The sequence below is a fragment of the Burkholderia sp. M6-3 genome (assembly GCF_050858985.1).
GTDB lineage: Bacteria > Pseudomonadota > Gammaproteobacteria > Burkholderiales > Burkholderiaceae > Paraburkholderia > Paraburkholderia caledonica.
The window spans coordinates 755,719-772,151 of the sequence record NZ_CP110090.1; the positions used below are offsets into that span (position 1 = coordinate 755,719).

At 63.2% G+C, this 16,433-nt stretch carries 16 protein-coding genes; 1 reads left to right on the forward strand and 15 read right to left on the reverse strand.

The features are described from left to right. Nucleotides 1–4: 4 nt before the first annotated feature. From ureG to urtA, 13 genes are all read right to left on the reverse strand, one after another. Nucleotides 5–658 (reverse strand): urease accessory protein UreG, encoded by a 654-nt coding sequence (gene ureG, locus OH764_RS03270; RefSeq protein ID WP_020065111.1) that lies wholly within the window; start codon nt 656–658, stop codon nt 5–7. Between the two features lie 11 nt (nt 659–669). Beyond that, nucleotides 670–1,350, reverse strand: coding sequence for an urease accessory protein UreF (locus OH764_RS03275; RefSeq protein ID WP_498848744.1), 681 nt, complete (start codon nt 1,348–1,350; stop codon nt 670–672). Further along, complete coding sequence (ureE, locus tag OH764_RS03280; protein WP_498848006.1) at nt 1,337–1,975, reverse strand: urease accessory protein UreE; 639 nt, start codon at nt 1,973–1,975, stop codon at nt 1,337–1,339. Before ureE ends, OH764_RS03275 begins: the two co-directional genes overlap by 14 nt. A gap of 2 nt (nt 1,976–1,977) precedes the next feature. After that, nucleotides 1,978–3,684 carry an urease subunit alpha gene (gene ureC, locus OH764_RS03285; RefSeq protein ID WP_020065114.1) on the reverse strand — a complete coding sequence of 569 codons (1,707 nt, stop codon included), beginning with the start codon at nt 3,682–3,684 and terminating at the stop codon, nt 1,978–1,980. A 55-nt stretch (nt 3,685–3,739) separates the two neighbouring features. Continuing rightward, nucleotides 3,740–4,045 carry an urease subunit beta gene (locus OH764_RS03290; protein ID WP_020065115.1) on the reverse strand — a complete coding sequence of 102 codons (306 nt, stop codon included), beginning with the start codon at nt 4,043–4,045 and terminating at the stop codon, nt 3,740–3,742. A gap of 36 nt (nt 4,046–4,081) precedes the next feature. Continuing rightward, complete coding sequence (gene ureA / locus OH764_RS03295) at nt 4,082–4,384, reverse strand: urease subunit gamma (RefSeq protein WP_006048588.1); 303 nt, start codon at nt 4,382–4,384, stop codon at nt 4,082–4,084. A 133-nt stretch (nt 4,385–4,517) separates the two neighbouring features. Next, nucleotides 4,518–5,321, reverse strand: coding sequence for a transporter substrate-binding domain-containing protein (locus OH764_RS03300; protein WP_498848007.1), 804 nt, complete (start codon nt 5,319–5,321; stop codon nt 4,518–4,520). Nucleotides 5,322–5,603: 282 nt separating this feature from the next. Beyond that, entirely contained in the window at nt 5,604–6,497 is an 894-nt protein-coding gene (locus OH764_RS03305) for an urease accessory protein UreD (protein WP_498848008.1), read from the reverse strand. A 113-nt stretch (nt 6,498–6,610) separates the two neighbouring features. Further along, nucleotides 6,611–7,303 (reverse strand): ABC transporter ATP-binding protein, encoded by a 693-nt coding sequence (gene urtE / locus OH764_RS03310; RefSeq protein WP_498848009.1) that lies wholly within the window; start codon nt 7,301–7,303, stop codon nt 6,611–6,613. 31 nt (nt 7,304–7,334) lie between these two features. Continuing rightward, the gene (gene urtD / locus OH764_RS03315) at nt 7,335–8,198 is read right to left on the reverse strand and encodes an urea ABC transporter ATP-binding protein UrtD (RefSeq protein WP_087751393.1); all 864 of its coding nucleotides are present in this window, start codon (nt 8,196–8,198) and stop codon (nt 7,335–7,337) included. Further along, complete coding sequence (gene urtC / locus OH764_RS03320; protein WP_498848010.1) at nt 8,195–9,388, reverse strand: urea ABC transporter permease subunit UrtC; 1,194 nt, start codon at nt 9,386–9,388, stop codon at nt 8,195–8,197. Before urtC ends, urtD begins: the two co-directional genes overlap by 4 nt. 1 nt (nt 9,389) lies before the next feature. Beyond that, nucleotides 9,390–11,045 carry an ABC transporter permease gene (gene urtB, locus OH764_RS03325; RefSeq protein WP_498848745.1) on the reverse strand — a complete coding sequence of 552 codons (1,656 nt, stop codon included), beginning with the start codon at nt 11,043–11,045 and terminating at the stop codon, nt 9,390–9,392. A gap of 314 nt (nt 11,046–11,359) precedes the next feature. Then, a complete protein-coding gene (gene urtA / locus OH764_RS03330) occupies nt 11,360–12,658 on the reverse strand; it encodes an urea ABC transporter substrate-binding protein (protein ID WP_498848011.1) in 1,299 nt (432 codons plus the stop codon). A 405-nt stretch (nt 12,659–13,063) separates the two neighbouring features. Here urtA and aptA point away from each other — a divergent pair, with 405 nt between their 5' ends. Further along, nucleotides 13,064–14,395 carry an aspartate aminotransferase family protein gene (aptA, locus tag OH764_RS03335; RefSeq protein ID WP_498848012.1) on the forward strand — a complete coding sequence of 444 codons (1,332 nt, stop codon included), beginning with the start codon at nt 13,064–13,066 and terminating at the stop codon, nt 14,393–14,395. Between the two features lie 125 nt (nt 14,396–14,520). Here aptA and OH764_RS03340 read toward each other — a convergent pair whose 3' ends face one another. Then, complete coding sequence (locus OH764_RS03340; RefSeq protein WP_498848013.1) at nt 14,521–15,831, reverse strand: DUF3443 domain-containing protein; 1,311 nt, start codon at nt 15,829–15,831, stop codon at nt 14,521–14,523. Between the two features lie 26 nt (nt 15,832–15,857). Next, nucleotides 15,858–16,355, reverse strand: coding sequence for a DUF2844 domain-containing protein (locus OH764_RS03345; protein ID WP_498848014.1), 498 nt, complete (start codon nt 16,353–16,355; stop codon nt 15,858–15,860). Nucleotides 16,356–16,433 lie beyond the last annotated feature (78 nt).

Here is a 16,433-nt window from a genome sequence, read left to right on the forward strand (position 1 = left end):
GCCTTCAAACTTTCAACAGCCCCTTTCGCTCGATAAACCGCACCACGTCGTCCAACCCGTCGAGCGCCTTCAGATTACTCATCACGAAAGGCCGCTCGCCACGCATTTTCTTCGCGTCGGAAGCCATGACGTCGAGATTCGCACCGACCATCGGCGCGAGGTCCGTCTTGTTGATCACGAGCAGATCCGACTTCGTAATGCCCGGGCCGCCCTTGCGTGGAATCTTCTCGCCGCCTGCCACGTCGATTACGTAAATCGTCAGGTCCGACAGTTCCGGGCTGAAGGTCGCCGCGAGGTTATCGCCGCCCGATTCGATAAAGACAATGTCCGCATCCGGAAAACGCGTGAGCATGCGATCGACAGCTTCGAGGTTGATCGACGCGTCCTCGCGAATCGCGGTATGCGGACAACCGCCCGTCTCCACACCCATGATCCGCTCGGCCGGCAACGCGCCCGCCACTGTCAACAGGCGCTGATCTTCTTTCGTATAAATGTCGTTGGTGATCGCGACCAGGTCGTACTGTTCTCGCATCGCCTTGCAGAGCATTTCGAGCAACGTGGTCTTGCCCGAGCCGACCGGGCCGCCGACGCCCACGCGCAGGGGCGGCAGTTTCTTCGTGCGGACGGACGAGTGAGCGGGATGATGAGGTGCGTTCATGATGGATCGTTTTATGAGCGGAAAAGCCGCGAATACTGCGACTCGTGACGCGCCGACAGAATGCCGAGTTGCGGCGCGAAGGTATTGATGTTTTCCGGCGACGTGGCAAAAGCGCGCTCGACTGCCGCATTGATCGGCTCGCGCAACGCGACGATGATGCGTTGCCCCGCCAGTTGCCCCAACGGCACGGCTTTCAATGCGGCGGCGGCCTGGTTCTCGACCCAGCTGAACGCGTATGCGGCAAGCGCGGCGTCGACGGCGGCATCGTGTGCATAGGCTGCAAAAGCGAACGCGGTGGGTTGCGCGAGCGGCGTGATCGAGGCGAGCGTCGCGCGGCGCGCCGCATCGCCCCATTCGAGCGACGTGCACAATTGCCGCAGCGACCAGCCCATCTGTTCGGTCTCACGCCGCAACTCGGCCGACTCGCGGCTCGCGAGGAACTCGCCATTCGCTTGCGCGATGCCGGCCGCGTCGTGTGTGCGCCAGCGCTCCATCTGGTGCGCGAGAAACGGCAGTTCGCCATGCGCGAGCACATCGGTGAGGCCGCTCGCGATCCAGGCGCGAGCCGAATCGGCATCGGTGATCAGCTGCGCTTCGATCGCCGCTTCCAGACCCTGCGAGTAGCTGAAGGCGCCGATAGGCAGCGCCGGCGACGCGAGGTGCAGTAGCGCCGTGAGTTCAGCGATGCGCATGGTGATGGTGATGCGCGTGGCCGCAAGATTCGTCGTGGACGTGGCCTTCGTGCCCGTGATCGTGCGCGTGGCCATGCCCGTGCTCGTGATCATGAGAATGCTCATGTCCATGATGCTCGCCGAACACCTGCTGCGCCAATGCGTAGTCTTCGGCGAACGTCTCGTCGTGGCCGTGCTTATGGCCGCCGCCGTACGCGCCGGACTCCGGCTGGAACGGCATCGAAACCTGATCGACCGTCGCGCCGATACGCTTCAGCATATCGGCCAGCACCGGATCGTATTCGAGCTTCAGATAATCCGCGCCGACTTCCACCGGCGTATGACGATTGCCGAGGTGGTACGCCGCACGCGTGAGCGTCAACGCGTCTTTCGCACGGACCACCAGCACGGCTTCCGGCGCGGCGACTATTCGCACGAGACCGCCATCGTCTGCGACAAGCACATCGCCATCGCGCAGCACCGTGCCGCGCGGCAGCAGCACCGCCACTTCTTCGCCGGTGTCGAGCGTGGCCGCCAGGCGGCTCTTGCGGCGCTCGTCGAAAGCGAGCGTTAGCGTCGGCGCGCGCTTCACCAGCACCGGCGCGAGTTTGAGATGCGGTGCAACCAGTTTGTCGAGTGTGCGCATGGTCAGAACAGAAAATAGCGTTGCGCCATCGGCAGGACAGTCGCCGGTTCGCAGGTCAGCAGTTGACCGTCGGCGATCACCTGATAGGTTTCCGGATCGACGCTGATCGACGGGCGCCACGCGTTGTGAATCATGTCTGCCTTCGTGATGTTGCGGCAGTTCTTCACAGCCACGATACGCTTGTTCAGGCCATAGCGCTCCGCGACGCCCGCATCGGCGGCGAGTTGCGAAACGAAAGTCAGCGACGTGCGCCCGAGTGCACCGCCGCGCGTAGCGAACATCTCGCGATAATGCACCGGCTGCGGCGTAGGAATCGACGCGTTCGGATCGCCCATTTGTGCCATTGCGATCATGCCGCCTTTGAGGATCAACGACGGTTTGATGCCGAAAAACGCGGGCTCCCAAAACACCAGATCGGCCCACTTGCCGGGCTCGATAGAACCGACTTCATGCGCAATGCCATGCGTGATTGCCGGGTTGATCGTGTACTTGGCGACATAGCGCTTCGCGCGGAAATTGTCGTGCCGTGCGGTGTCCTCGGGCAGCGCGCCGCGTTGCACTTTCATCTTGTGCGCGGTCTGCCACGTGCGGATGATCACTTCGCCCACGCGGCCCATCGCCTGCGAATCCGACGACAGCATGGAAAGCGCGCCGAGATCGTGCAGGATGTCTTCCGCGGCGATGGTCTCGCGGCGAATGCGCGATTCGGCGAACGCAATGTCTTCTGCAATCGACGGGTCCAGGTGATGGCAAACCATCAGCATGTCGAGATGTTCTTCGAGCGTGTTGACGGTGTAGGGCCGCGTCGGATTCGTCGACGAAGGCAGCACGTTCGCTTCGCCGCATACCTTGATGATGTCGGGCGCGTGGCCGCCGCCTGCGCCTTCCGTGTGATACGTATGGATCGTGCGGCCTTTGAACGCCGCCACGGTTGCTTCGACGAAACCCGCTTCGTTCAGCGTGTCCGTGTGAATGGCGACCTGCGTGTCGGTGTCGTCGGCGACGGACAGGCAGTTGTCGATTGCGGCCGGCGTCGTGCCCCAGTCTTCGTGCAGCTTCAGGCCGATTGCGCCCGCCGCGATCTGTTCGAGCGCGGGCTCCGGCTGGCTCACGTTGCCTTTGCCGAGGAAGCCGAGGTTCATCGGATAGCCGTCCGCTGCCTGCAGCATGCGTTCGAGATGCCACGGACCTGGCGTGCAGGTGGTCGCATTGGTGCCCGTTGCCGGACCCGTGCCGCCGCCGAGCATCGTCGTCACGCCGCTGGCGAGCGCTTCTTCGATCTGCTGCGGACTGATGAAGTGAATATGCGTGTCGATGCCGCCCGCCGTCACGATCAGCCCTTCGCCGGCTATTACTTCCGTGGATGCGCCGATCGCGATCGTCACGTTCGGCTGAATGTCGGGATTGCCCGCCTTGCCGATAGCTGCGATGCGGCCGTTCTTGATGCCGATGTCGGCCTTCACGATGCCCCAATGGTCGAGAATCACCGCGTTGGTCACAACGGTATCGACGACGTCAGCATGCACGCGCTGCGACTGGCCCATGCCGTCGCGGATCACCTTGCCGCCGCCGAACTTCACTTCTTCGCCGTAGGTGGTGAAGTCGCGCTCCACTTCGATCAGCAACTCGGTGTCGGCGAGACGCACGCGGTCGCCGGTGGTGGGGCCGAACATTTCCGCGTATGCGCGGCGGCCAATGCGTAAGGTCATGATGTCAGTCCGGAATTGAGCAGGGCGGTGCAAGCGGATGAGCGCGCGCGGCGAGTCACAGCTTCCCCATCACCTTGCCGTTGAAGCCATAGACGATGCGCTCACCCGCCAGTTCGACGAGTTCGACGGTGCGCTCCTGGCCGGGCTCGAAACGCACGGCGGTGCCCGCGGCGATGTTGAGCCGGAAGCCGCGTGCGGCTTCGCGGTCGAAAGCGAGTGCGTCGTTCACTTCATAGAAGTGGTAATGCGAGCCGATCTGCACCGGCCGGTCGCCGGTATTCGACACGAGCACCGTGACGGTGGCGCGGCCCGCGTTGAGTTCGTGTTCGCCGTCGTCGGTGATGAGTTCGCCGGGAATCATGGGCGTGCCTTAATAGGTTTAGCGGGACTCAGCGGATCAGGGAATCGGATGATGAACCGTGACGAGCTTCGTGCCGTCGGGAAACGTGGCTTCGACCTGGATGTCGGGGATCATCTCGGGCACGCCTTCCATGACGTCGTCGCGAGTGAGCAGCGTCGTGCCGTAGTGCATGACCTCGGCGACGGTCTTGCCGTCGCGCGCCGCTTCCATCAGCGCGGCGGTGATGAACGCGACCGCTTCTGGATAATTCAGTTTGAGGCCGCGTGCGCGGCGCCGTTCGGCAAGCAGCGCGGCGGTGAAGATCAGCAGCTTGTCCTTCTCGCGAGGTGTCAGCTTCATCGAATGAGTGCGGTGGGTTGCGCCCGATCCGAAGGAATCGGGCTGCGACAATGATATGCGTTGCGGGTCGCCGATGCGACCCATGCAATGCCGGACAAAACAGCGACGCTATCAAGCCCGGCTAACGACGCGCTTACAGATCCGCGGGCAGCGCTGCGCCGAACCACTTCTTCGACATCGTATTGAGCGTGCCGTCCTGCTTGGCTTGCGCGATGGCGGCGTTCACCTTCTGCTGCAGACGCGGTTCGTTCCTGTTCATGCCGACGAAACACGGCGAATTCTTGATGACGAACTTCGGCTCAGGACGGCGCGGCGGATTCTTCGCGAGAATTGCGGCGGCGACGATGTTCCCCGCGGCGATCAACTGAACCTGGCCCGAGAGGAACGCGGCAATGGTCGCGTTGTTGTCCTCGAAGCGTTTGATCGTGGCGTTCGGCGCCATTTGCGTGAGACCGAGTTCCTCGAGCGCGCCGCGCGTCGCGCCGACCGTCTTGCCGGTCAGATCGGCGGGGCCGCTGACCTTGACGTCGGCCGGGCCGAACACGCCTTGATAGTACGGCGCGTAGGCGTTGGAGAAGTCGATCACTTTCTCGCGGTCGGGCGTCTTGCCGAGCGACGAGATCACCAGATCGACCTTGTTCGTTTGCAAATAGGGAATGCGGTTGGCGCTGTTCACGGGCACCAGTTCGAGCTTCACGTTCATCGACTTCGCGAGCAGCGCGGCGGTGTCGATGTCATAGCCTTGCGGCTTCATGTCGGGGCCGACGGAACCGAACGGCGGATAGTCTTCCGGCACGGCGACCTTGAGCACGCCTGCCTTGGCGATGTTGTCGAGCGTATCGGCGTGCGCCGCAGGCGCGGTGATCGCGAGGACGGGCGAAACGAGCAGGGCGGCGAGGAGCGTGCGGCGGGTGAAACGAAGCGTTGGTCGGTTCATTTGTAGTAGCTGTGGTGGTGGCAGGCAGGCGGCTGGCGGCGAGGAAGCGGCAGCATCGGCCGCAAGCAATGCAAGGTGTGTGCCATCGTGGTGCGGCGGGGACGGGTGGGGAGATTTGCCAGGTGACGCACCAAATAGGGGCTCGCGATTGCGTCGAGTTGGTGCGGACTTGTCTTACGCGGTGAAAGCGGTGTGATTGCGGGTGTGATTGCGGGTGTGATTGGCGAAGAAGCTGCGGCGCTGCCGCATGCGACGAAGGCGTGATGATTTTGCGCAGGTAGCCTACGTCGTCCAGATTCTCAAAGGCACCGCCTCGACCCCGTGGACAACAGGCCTCAACTGCAACCAGCATTGCGTCAACGCACGCTGCAATGTCTCCATCGATCGCGACACGGCGCGCACGAGCAATACGCCACTGGTCACGCAGGAAGCCGCTGCGCGCAAGGAGTCGTCGAAGGGGAGCTGCGCGGTCAGCGCTTCGGCCAGCGCGTCGTCACAAGTCGGACCAATTGCCCATAGCGTGCCATACGCAGGAAAGCCGCCAAGCCCCTGAGCCGCGTCGCGCAACGGGTCACCGGCAACAAGACTCGCCCGCTCCAGCCACAACAACTCGCCGTGAGCCCGCGCGACACGCGACACCGCCCGCAGGCTTCCGTGTGACCACCGCTCGCCGGCCGCTTGCCGACCGAGCTGCGTCGCATCCCAGCCGATCGCCGTTGCGCCTTCGTCGAGTGTCAGCGAGAAGTCGAGCTCCGCTTTTGCGTGGTCGAAAACGATATTGTTCTGCGGCAGCCAGTCGAGCTTCGCACCTTCACCGACGCGTACAGCGATATGCTGCCGCGCGGAACGTCCATTGGATTTGTACCACTTGGTCGCGCCAGGCGTCGTGATCACAGCATGCGCGTGAGCACCCACATTCACTTCTATATCGAGTTGATCGCCGCCCGCGACTCCGCCCGGCGGATGCACGATCACCGCGTGACAAACAGCCTGACCTTCCGGATACAACGGCCGTTGGACGCGCAGCGGGCCATCGTGCAGCCGATGCTGCAGGACGCTGCGCTCGCCATGCCTGACGAACCCAAGTTCGAGTCGCGCGCGCCAATGCGCATGCGTCTCGGCTTGCGCCTGGGGTTGCACAGTAGCGAGCGTGGCGTGGTTTTCGTGAAGCGACATGCGAATGAGCGTGCGATCGACGTATTGGTACAAGAAGGGAAGCCGCAAGGGCAAGGGCGCGGAGACCCGGCCCTAGACGCGCCGAGCATAGCACGCTCACCGACGCGAGAGCGTCACACCGCGATCAGCGCACGCACGCCATCCGCATCCATGTTCGCGCCTTCGCCGCCCGCAACGATCTCGCCGCGGCTCATCACCCAATAGCGGTCGGCAATGTCCTTCGCGAAGTCGTAATACTGCTCGACGAGCAACACGGTCATGCCCATCTCTTCGACCAGTTGACGCAGCGTGCGCCCAATGTCCTGAATGATCGACGGCTGAATGCCTTCCGTGGGTTCGTCGAGAATCAGCAGTTGCGGATCGCTCATCAATGCCCGGCCGATCGCGAGCTGCTGTTGCTGACCGCCTGACAGATCGCCGCCGCGACGGCTGCGCATGTCCTTGAGCACGGGAAACAACTCATAGATGCGATCGGGGATCTTCTTCGGTGCCTTCTTGCTGGCGGCGCCCACCAGCAGATTTTCTTCGACGGTGAGCCGCGGAAAAATATCGCGTCCTTGCGGCACGTAGGCAAGCCCTTTCTCGACGCGAGAATAGGTGGGCAGCTTCGTGATCGGCGTGCCGCGCCAGGCGATGGAACCGCTCTTCGTCTGCACGACGCCCATCAGGCAACGCAGCAATGTCGTCTTGCCCACGCCATTGCGGCCGAGCAGCACGGTGAGTTTGCCATCGGGCACGGTGAGCTTCACATCGCGAAGAATGTGGCTGCCGCCGTAGTACTGGTTCAGGTTTTCTACTTCTAGCATGTCCGTTCGACCCTTTGACTGGCCTGTCCGCTCAGCGGCCAAGATACGACTCGATCACCGTCTCGTCGCGTTTCACTTCGTCGAGCGTGCCGTGCGCGAGCACGCGCCCTTCGGCCATCACCGTGACCTTGCCGGTATCGCCCGATAGAGCTTTCACGAACTCCATGTCGTGTTCGACGACCATCATCGAACACGTGCCGCGCAGATGGTTGAGCAGGTCTGCCAGCTGCATCGTCTCGTCGTCGGTCATGCCCGCGGCAGGTTCGTCGAGTAGCAGCAGCGCCGGTTGCTGCATCAGCAACATGCCGATTTCGAGCCGCTGCTTCTGTCCGTGCGAGAGTTCGCCGGCAAGGCGCCGCGCCTCGGATTCCAAACCGATCAGCACGAGCGTTTCTTCGATGCGTGCTTGCGCTTCGCGATCGAGCCGCGCGCGCAACGACGCAAGCCACCCCTTGTCGGTCTTCATTGCGAGTTCGAGGTTTTCCCACACGGGATGCTGCTCGAAAACCGTCGGCTTCTGGAACTTGCGGCCAATGCCGGCACGCGCGATGGACGGCTCGTTCATCCGCGTGAGGTCGATCGACTGGCCGAGAAATACCTTGCCGGAATCAGGCGAGGTCTTGCCGGTGATCACGTCCATCATCGTCGTCTTGCCGGCGCCGTTCGGTCCGATGATGCAGCGCAATTCGCCCGCGTCGATAGAAAGTGTCAGCGCATTCAACGCACGAAAGCCGTCGAAGCTCACGGTCACGTCTTCGAGATACAGGATCGTGCCGTGGGAAACGTCGATTTCGCCGGGAACGACGACGTGGCCCATGCTCGCGACGCCGCTCAACGCGTGTTCAGAAGGATGTTCGGGCAAAGCCAGATCGGGAACCATCGGGTTTTCGTTCATGAGCGGTTCCTCTTGCGCGTCACGAGTTCGACCAGTCCCATGATGCCATTCGGCAGAAATAGCGGGACCAGCACGAAAATCAGACCGAGAAAGAACAGCCAGTATTCAGGGAAATTCGCCGTGAAGAAGCTCTTCGCGCCGTTCACCGCGAAGGCGCCGACAATCGGCCCAATCAACGTGCCGCGTCCGCCCACGGCCACCCAGATGGCCATTTCGATCGAATTGCCAGGCGACATCTCACCCGGATTGATGATGCCGACCTGTGGCACGTACAACGCGCCGGCGATGCCGCACAACACGGCGGACACGGTCCACACGAAGAGTTTGTACGCGAGCGGACTGTAGCCCAGGAACATCAGGCGCGTTTCGCCGTCGCGCACGGCGGTCACGACGCGGCCAAGCTTCGAGGTGACGATGGCCCGCGCGCCGAGGAACGCGACGATCAGCACCGCAAACGTGATCAGCAGCAGGGCGGTGCGCGTACCGGCATGCGTGATTGGAAAGCCGCCGATGCGCTTGAAATCGGTGAAGCCGTTGTTGCCGCCAAAGCCCGTCTCATTGCGGTAGAAGAGCAGCATGGCAGCGAACGTCATCGCCTGCGTAATGATGGACAGATAGACGCCTTTCACCCGCGAGCGGAACGTGAAGAAGCCGAATACCCATGCCACCACTGCCGGCACCAGCACCACGAGCAGCAGCGCATAGCCCAGATGCTGCGTGCCTTGCCAATACCACGGCAGTTGATGCCAGTCGAGGAACACCATGAAGTCGGGCAGATCGCTGCCGTACTTGCCGTCGTGGCCGATTGCGCGCATCAGGTACATGCCGATCGCGTAGCCGCCGAGTGCGAAGAAGAGCGCGTGTCCGAGACTTAGAATGCCGCAGTAACCCCACACCAGATCGAGTGCCAGCGCCGCGATCGCGTAGCACATGAACTTGCCGGTGATGGTCGTCGCGTAAGCGGACAGATGCAGCGGACTCGCCTCCGGCACCACCAACGTAGCGAACGGCACGCCGAGGCCGAACACGACGATCAGCGCGATCAGCGCAAGCCATGCGCGGCGCGACAGCAGCGCGGGACGCGGCGGCAAGCCGAGGGCAAAGCCCGACTGCGCGACGCGGCCGGCCGGGTTGCCATCCGTTGCGCCCACATGAGCCGGCGCGGCCGAAGAAGAAGTTGCAGATGTCATCTCATGCCTCCGCGCTACGGCCCTTGAGGGCGAACATGCCCTGCGGACGCTTCTGGATGAACAGCACGATCAGCACGAGCACTGCGATCTTCGCGAGCACGGCGCCCCAGAACGGCTCGATTGCCTTGCTCACGAGCCCGAGCCCGAAGCCGCCGATCACCGTGCCCGCCAGTTGACCCACGCCACCGAGCACGACCGCCATGAACGAATCGATGATGTAGCTTTGCCCGAGGTCGGGCCCGACATTGCCGATCTGCGATAACGCGCAGCCGCCGAGTCCCGCAATGCCCGCGCCGAACGCGAACGCATACGAGTCGACCCGCGCGGTCTTCACGCCGACGCAGGCAGCCATGCGACGGTTTTGCGTGACGGCGCGCACGAAGAGTCCGAGGCGGGTCTTCGTCAACACGGCCCATGCAATGCCGACGACGATCAGCGAAAACGCGAGAATCGCGAGCCGGTTGTACGGCAGGATCAGGTTCGCCATGACGGTCACGCCGCCGCTCATCCACGAAGGATTGACGACCTGCACGTTCTGCGCGCCGAACAGCATGCGCGTCGCCTGAATGAGGATCAGGCTGATGCCGAAGGTGGTCAGCAGCGTTTCGAGCGGACGGCCATACAGATGCTTGAGCACGAGCCGCTCGATCACGATGCCGACCAGTGCCGCCGCAACGAACGACGCGGGCACCGCGACGAGCGGATACCAGTCGAACCCGCCCGGCGCGAAGCGCTGAAAGAGGTTCTGCACGACATACGTGGCGTAGGCGCCGATCATGAGAAATTCGCCGTGCGCCATGTTGATGACGCCGATCAGGCCATACGTGATGGCAAGCCCAAGTGCCGCGAGCAGCAGCACGCTGCCGAGTGACAGACCCGCGAACAGCGTGCCGGCGATTTCGCCGCGGCGCTGGATTGCATCGAGTTCGTCGATACCGCTTTGCGCCGCGGCCCGCACGCGAGCGTCGGCTTCCGCGAATGTGCCGTCGGGCTTTTTCGCGACGAGCGGTCGCAGCAGTTCGTTCATGTCGAGATCGTGCCGCGCGGCGACGAGCGTCACCGCTTCGAGACGTTTGGCCGCGTCGGCGTCATGCAGCGCGGTCATTGCCCACAGCGTGTCGAGGCGCTTCTTCAGTGCCGGGTCGGTTTCTTTTGCGCGGGCCGTGTCGACGAGCGGCTTGATCGACGGGTCGGGGTTCTTCAGCAGCGCGTTGATGGCTTGCTCGCGCGTTGCCTTATCGGGCGAGTCGAGCTGTAAGCCCGACACCGCGCCCGCCACTTTCGAGCGCAGCAGATTATTCAATGTGACGGGTTGTGCGTCGCTTACGGCGACGGTCTTGCCGGTGACGGCATCGCGCGTCGCGTCGCCGTCCTGCAGCAGGACGGCGCCTGAGTCGGTGGCGAGCACGCCGTCTTCGGACAACGCCTTCAGCACCGCGACCGACTCTTTGTCGTGATTGGCGATGAGTTTGTCGATGGCCGCGGACTTCGCGTCGAAGTCGTCGGCGGCAAGCGGTGCGACATCGGCCGCGGTCAACGCGAACGCAGCATGCGGCGTCAGCGCGCCGAACGCAACCAACGTGAGCAACACAAAAGCGGTGCTGCTGACGCTGCGTCGCGCGAACCGCTGTGCAAGAGTGAGGAATGAAAACGCCATGATGGCCTTTGAAGAATGACCGGCGACGCGCTTTACAAAGCTCGCATCGCGCCGGTTGAATGCGGGCCGGTGTTGTGCCGCACGCTGCACGGCTTTGTTCAGCTGCCGAATCGCATGGCGCAGTGTCGAGCGGAACGGGTCGCAAGCATTACGGCCGTGATCGCTCGCCAGGCGCGCAAGTTTCGATTGCGATTTGCTGCGCATGCCGGATTCGCGGCGAACTCATCGCGCGTGCCGGAACGCCGTGACGGTCGCCGCGAGTTCGCCTCGACACATGACGGCGGCCACTCGAGCCGCCGTCATGAGCGGTGCCGTTAAGCGACCCGCGAGCGCTTCAGAAACGCCGGGATCGAGCTGACCACATCCGGCTTGCCTGCATTGCCTGCGATGAACGGGCTCCACGGCTGCGCGCGAACCGCCGTCTTGGTGCGCCACACCACGTTGAACTGACCGTCCGCGCGCACTTCGCCGATCATCACCGGCTTGTGCAGATGGTGGTTGCCGTCCATTTCGAGCGTGAAGCCCGACGGCGCTGCGAACTGCTGGCCGATCATCGCCACGCGCACCTTGTCGACTTCGGTGCTCTTCGCCTTCTCGACGGCCTGCTTCCACATGTGGATGCCGACGAAAGTCGCTTCCATCGGGTCGTTCGTCACGCGCTTGGTGCCGCCAGGCAGATTGTTTTCCTTGACCCACGCGGCCCATTGTTTCTTGAACTTCTCGTTGGCCGGGTTACGCAGGGACATGAAGTAGTTCCATGCCGCGAGGTTGCCCACCAGCGGCTTCGTGTCGATGCCGCGGAGTTCTTCCTCGCCGACCGAGAACGCGACGACCGGCACATCGGAAGCCTTCAGCCCCTGGTTGCCGAGTTCCTTATAGAACGGTACGTTGGAGTCGCCGTTCACCGTCGAGATCACGGCCGTCTTGCCGCCTTGCGAGAACGTCTTGATGTTCGCGACGATGGTCTGGTAATCGCTGTGGCCGAACGGCGTATAGACCTCCTGGATGTCGGCCTCCTGCACGCCCTTCGACTTCAGGAAAGCGCGCAGGATCTTGTTGGTCGTGCGCGGATACACATAGTCGGTGCCGAGCAGGAAGAAGCGCTTCGCGCCGCCGCCTTCTGCGCTCATCAGATATTCGGTTGCAGGGATCGCCTGCTGGTTCGGTGCGGCGCCCGTGTAAAACACGTTGCGCGACATTTCTTCGCCTTCGTACTGGACCGGGTAGAAGAGCAGGCCGTTGAGCTCCTCGAACACCGGCAGCACCGACTTGCGCGACACCGACGTCCAGCAGCCGAACACCACCGCGCACTTTTCCTGCGTGATCAACTGACGCGCTTTTTCGGCGAAGAGCGGCCAGTTCGAAGCGGGGTCGACGACGACCGGCTGAAGCTGACGGCCCATTACGCCGCCGTTCTTGTTGATGTCAGCGATCGTCATCAGCGCGGTATCTTTCAGCGATGTCTCGGAGATCGCCATCGTGCCGGACAGGGAATGCAGGATGCCCACCTTGATCGGGCCGGTCGCGGACTGTGCGCGAGCGAAGGGCGCGCGACCTGCAAGCGCGAGCGCGCCGGACATGGAGCCGAACTTCAACAGACTGCGACGTTTCATGTATATCCCCTTGCCATTGATGATGAATGTTTATGGGCGTCGATTTCAGCCACGGGGCTTGCCCCGCATGACTTGCCGCTCGTGTACTGCAAGGCACATGCCATGTGAGAGATGCGGGGCGCTCCGCGGCTTCGCGCGCTGCGGCGCGCCTCCTCGCGAGCGGGCTTATGCGGCTTGGCGTACGAATCTGGTGCACATGGCTTCGATGCGCCTCGTTCAGGTGCGCGCCGCGCCGCGACGAAGCGTGACGATCGGCCAGCGGGCTTTGGCGGTGCACATGCGCCGCTGCTTTGTGCATGCGCTGTGTTGTGCCTACACTGAAAGACCGCTTACTGGCCTTTGCATGGGACAGGAGTAAGCGCTGAAGCGCTAACTCCCGTCGACCGCTCTGCATGGAGATATGAGATGACTGAATCCGCCGGCGCCAATCCGCCCGATATGTCCGCGTTCTGGATGCCCTTCACCGCCAATCGCCAGTTCAAGAGCGCGCCGCGTCTGCTCGCGAGCGCGAAGGGCATGTACTACACATCGCATGATGGGCGGCGCATTCTCGACGGCACCGCGGGCCTGTGGTGCGTGAACGCAGGGCACTGCCGCGATGAAATCGTGGCCGCCGTGCAGGCTCAGGCTGCTGAGATGGATTTCGCGCCCACGTTCCAGATGGGCCACCCGAAAGCATTCGAAGCCGCGACGAAAATCGCGCGACACACGCCGGGTGATCTGAAGCACATCTTCTTCGTGAACTCAGGCTCGGAAGCAGTCGATACCGCGCTGAAGATCGCGCTTGCCTATTACCGCTCGCGCGGCGAGGGACAACGCACCCGCTTCATCGGACGCGAACGCGGCTATCACGGCGTCGGCTTCGGCGGTATTTCGGTGGGCGGCATTGCGCCCAACCGCAAGGCGTTTTCAGGCGCGCTGCTGCCGTCGATCGATCATTTGCCGCATACGCTGAACATCAAAGAGGCCGCGTATTCGAAAGGCCAACCGGCGTGGGGCGCGCATCTCGCCGACGAACTCGAGCGGATCGTCGCGCTGCACGATGCGTCGACGGTTGCCGCGGTGATCGTTGAGCCGGTGGCCGGATCGACAGGCGTGCTGATTCCGCCGCAAGGTTATCTCCAACGGCTGCGCGAGATTTGCGACAAGCACGGCATTCTGCTGATCTTCGACGAAGTCATCACCGGTTGGGGCCGCCTCGGCGCACCGTTCGCCGCGCAGTACTTCGGCGTCACGCCCGACCTGCTGACGATGGCGAAGGGCACCAACAACGCGGCCGCTCCGATGGGCGCGGTGGCCGCAAGCGGCCAGATTCACGACTCGATCGTGAACGGCGCGCCAGGCGGCATCGAGCTGTTTCATGGCTATACGTACTCGGGACATCCGATTGCGGCTGCGGCGGCATGCGCGACGATCGATCTCTACGAGCGCGAGCAGTTGTTCGATCGAGCAGCGCGGATGGCGCCGCTTTTCGAGCGCGCGATTCACAAGCTGCGCGGTGAACGGCATGTGATCGACGTTCGCAATCTCGGGCTGGTGGGCGGCGTCGAGCTTGCGCCGCGCGACGGCGCGCCCGGCACACGCGCTTACGACGTCTTCGTGCGATGTTTCCAGAAGGGCGTATTGACACGCTATACCGGCGACATTCTCGCGTTCTCGCCGCCGCTCATTATTGAAGAGGCTCAGATCGACGAGATTTTTACGACGGTGGCCGAGGTGTTGAGAGAGACGGATTGAAGCTTCGGGCCTTGGGCTTTGTGCGCTGACTTTACGAATTTGCCAAGGGATGCATCAGGCGTTTGCATGAGGCCAGCGCGTGCCGCGCCGGCCTCATGCATTGCGCTTTTTTTTGCGTCGGTACGCTAGAACGCGACGAACGGTCCGGTCTGGTTACCGACCTTCGCGTTCCCCATTACTGTGTAGACGTCCCGGCCATAGAAAAACGGCAGCCCCCACAGGAACATGCTGTTTTTTCCGCTATACGCGAAGTTCACGCCGGCGTTGCTGAGAGCGTAGTACCCGGATAACCGCAGGTTGCTCGTGTCGGCAATGGAGAACGGCATATCGAGCGGCTTGCCTGTGCCGTTGGTCGCCTCTATCGTTGCGCTCATATTCAGCGGCGTGGCAGGCGTGTACCAGCCGTCCGCACCCGTCGCGATGGTGTCGTCGGGGAAGGCATATGCATTGGTGCCGCTGTCGATCACGCTGCGGGTAAAAACTTTGCCCCGATACTGCGTGGTAAATGCGCCGTATTTGTCGACGGCGAGCACGGTCGCGCTCGACGGCAACGCGTTGTTCTGCTGCGTACCGATGCCGAACACCAGTTGCCCCGTCACGCTCGTCTGCCCGCCGGCCGGCACGGCGGGCAGACGAATGATCGTGCCGTTGTTGTCCGAGGCGAATGCGGCCACGGGGTTCTTCACTTCCTTGCCGGCTAGCATGCGTGTGCTAACGCACGAGTTCTGTGACGGGCAGTAGTAGTAATTTCCCGGAATCGCGGTAGTGACCGCGTCGGCTGAGTCTGTAGCGAAACTGTCGACGCCGAGAATACCGTTAATCCCGGCGAAGGCGCCGCCGCCCAGGTCGGCACCGTAGTTCGTGCAGTCGTCGGGGGCGGCGAATGCGTTGTCCGCGTACACCTGGATTGGAAGGTTGCTTGCCGTCTTGCTGCCGATCGTAATGTCGGCGCGTTTGACCGAGCCCCACGTATAGCCGGAGGCGAATGGCATGCATTCGACGATGGGGGCGGAGCCGCTCGTGTCGTCGACTGCGCCGACTTGCGTGAGCAGCAACGGGGCCAGCGTGGGGATGGCGCGCGCCGCGATCCGCACGCCGGTGGAGCCGGTGTCGACCAGCATGTTGTCGACGGTCACGCATTGCGGGGCACTCTGGGTGCCCGGTACGCATACCCTGATCGAGGCCTTGAGCACGTTGACGCCGCCCATTGTATTGTCGACACGGATCGTAACCGTGTTGTCGCCGGTAGCGGGTAGCGATGAGTTGCCCGAACCGCTGGAGGTGCCGGACCCGTGCGGTGTCCATTGCGGCGTAGCGTTCCAGCCGGCCGAATTATCGCCCTGAGTGGCAGAGCCGCCGCCCCCGCCGCCGCAAGCGGCAAGCGCCAGAGCGCCGATGGCCGCCGCGAGCGAAAGCGTCTTTTTCAATGTATTCATGTGTTTTCCCGGGAAGCGCATGGCTGTTATTCGAGATCGCCCGGACGCACGCCCGCGGGCATCAGACGCGGCACCCAGGCCATGCCGAAGAAGCGCCCAAGGCGGCCCGCGGATTCGATGCGGAAGTCGTCGCTGCCTTCTATCAAAGGACCGGAGCCGCGCACGCCGCCTTGGCCGGATGCAACGTAATTCGCGAAGTAGCTGCCGAGCAGCGCGCGCATGTTCGGGCGCACTGGGCCGTCCCAGGTGACGGCGAACACCACGTTGGTGCTCAACACGTATTCGCGGATCGTGACGCCGTTCGCGTCGATCGACTGACGCATCGAGTAGGGCGCCGCGCTAATGGGCCCGCCGGCCGGCTGGCTGTTTGCGTACGGCGGAGCGGACGCCGAAGCGGATTGCGGCGTGGCGGCGCGCAGCATGAGCGGCATGGACGCTCCCGTGACCGGCGGGCCACCCAGCGCGGCATACGACGCCAACGGCAACACGGTTGCGGCCAGCATCGCTATCTTCTTGAGTCTCATCACTCGGCTCCCGAAATGGACCGAGCATGGTGCCTGTCTGGTATTCGGGAAACTCTGCGAAATTTCTTAATCGGGCGG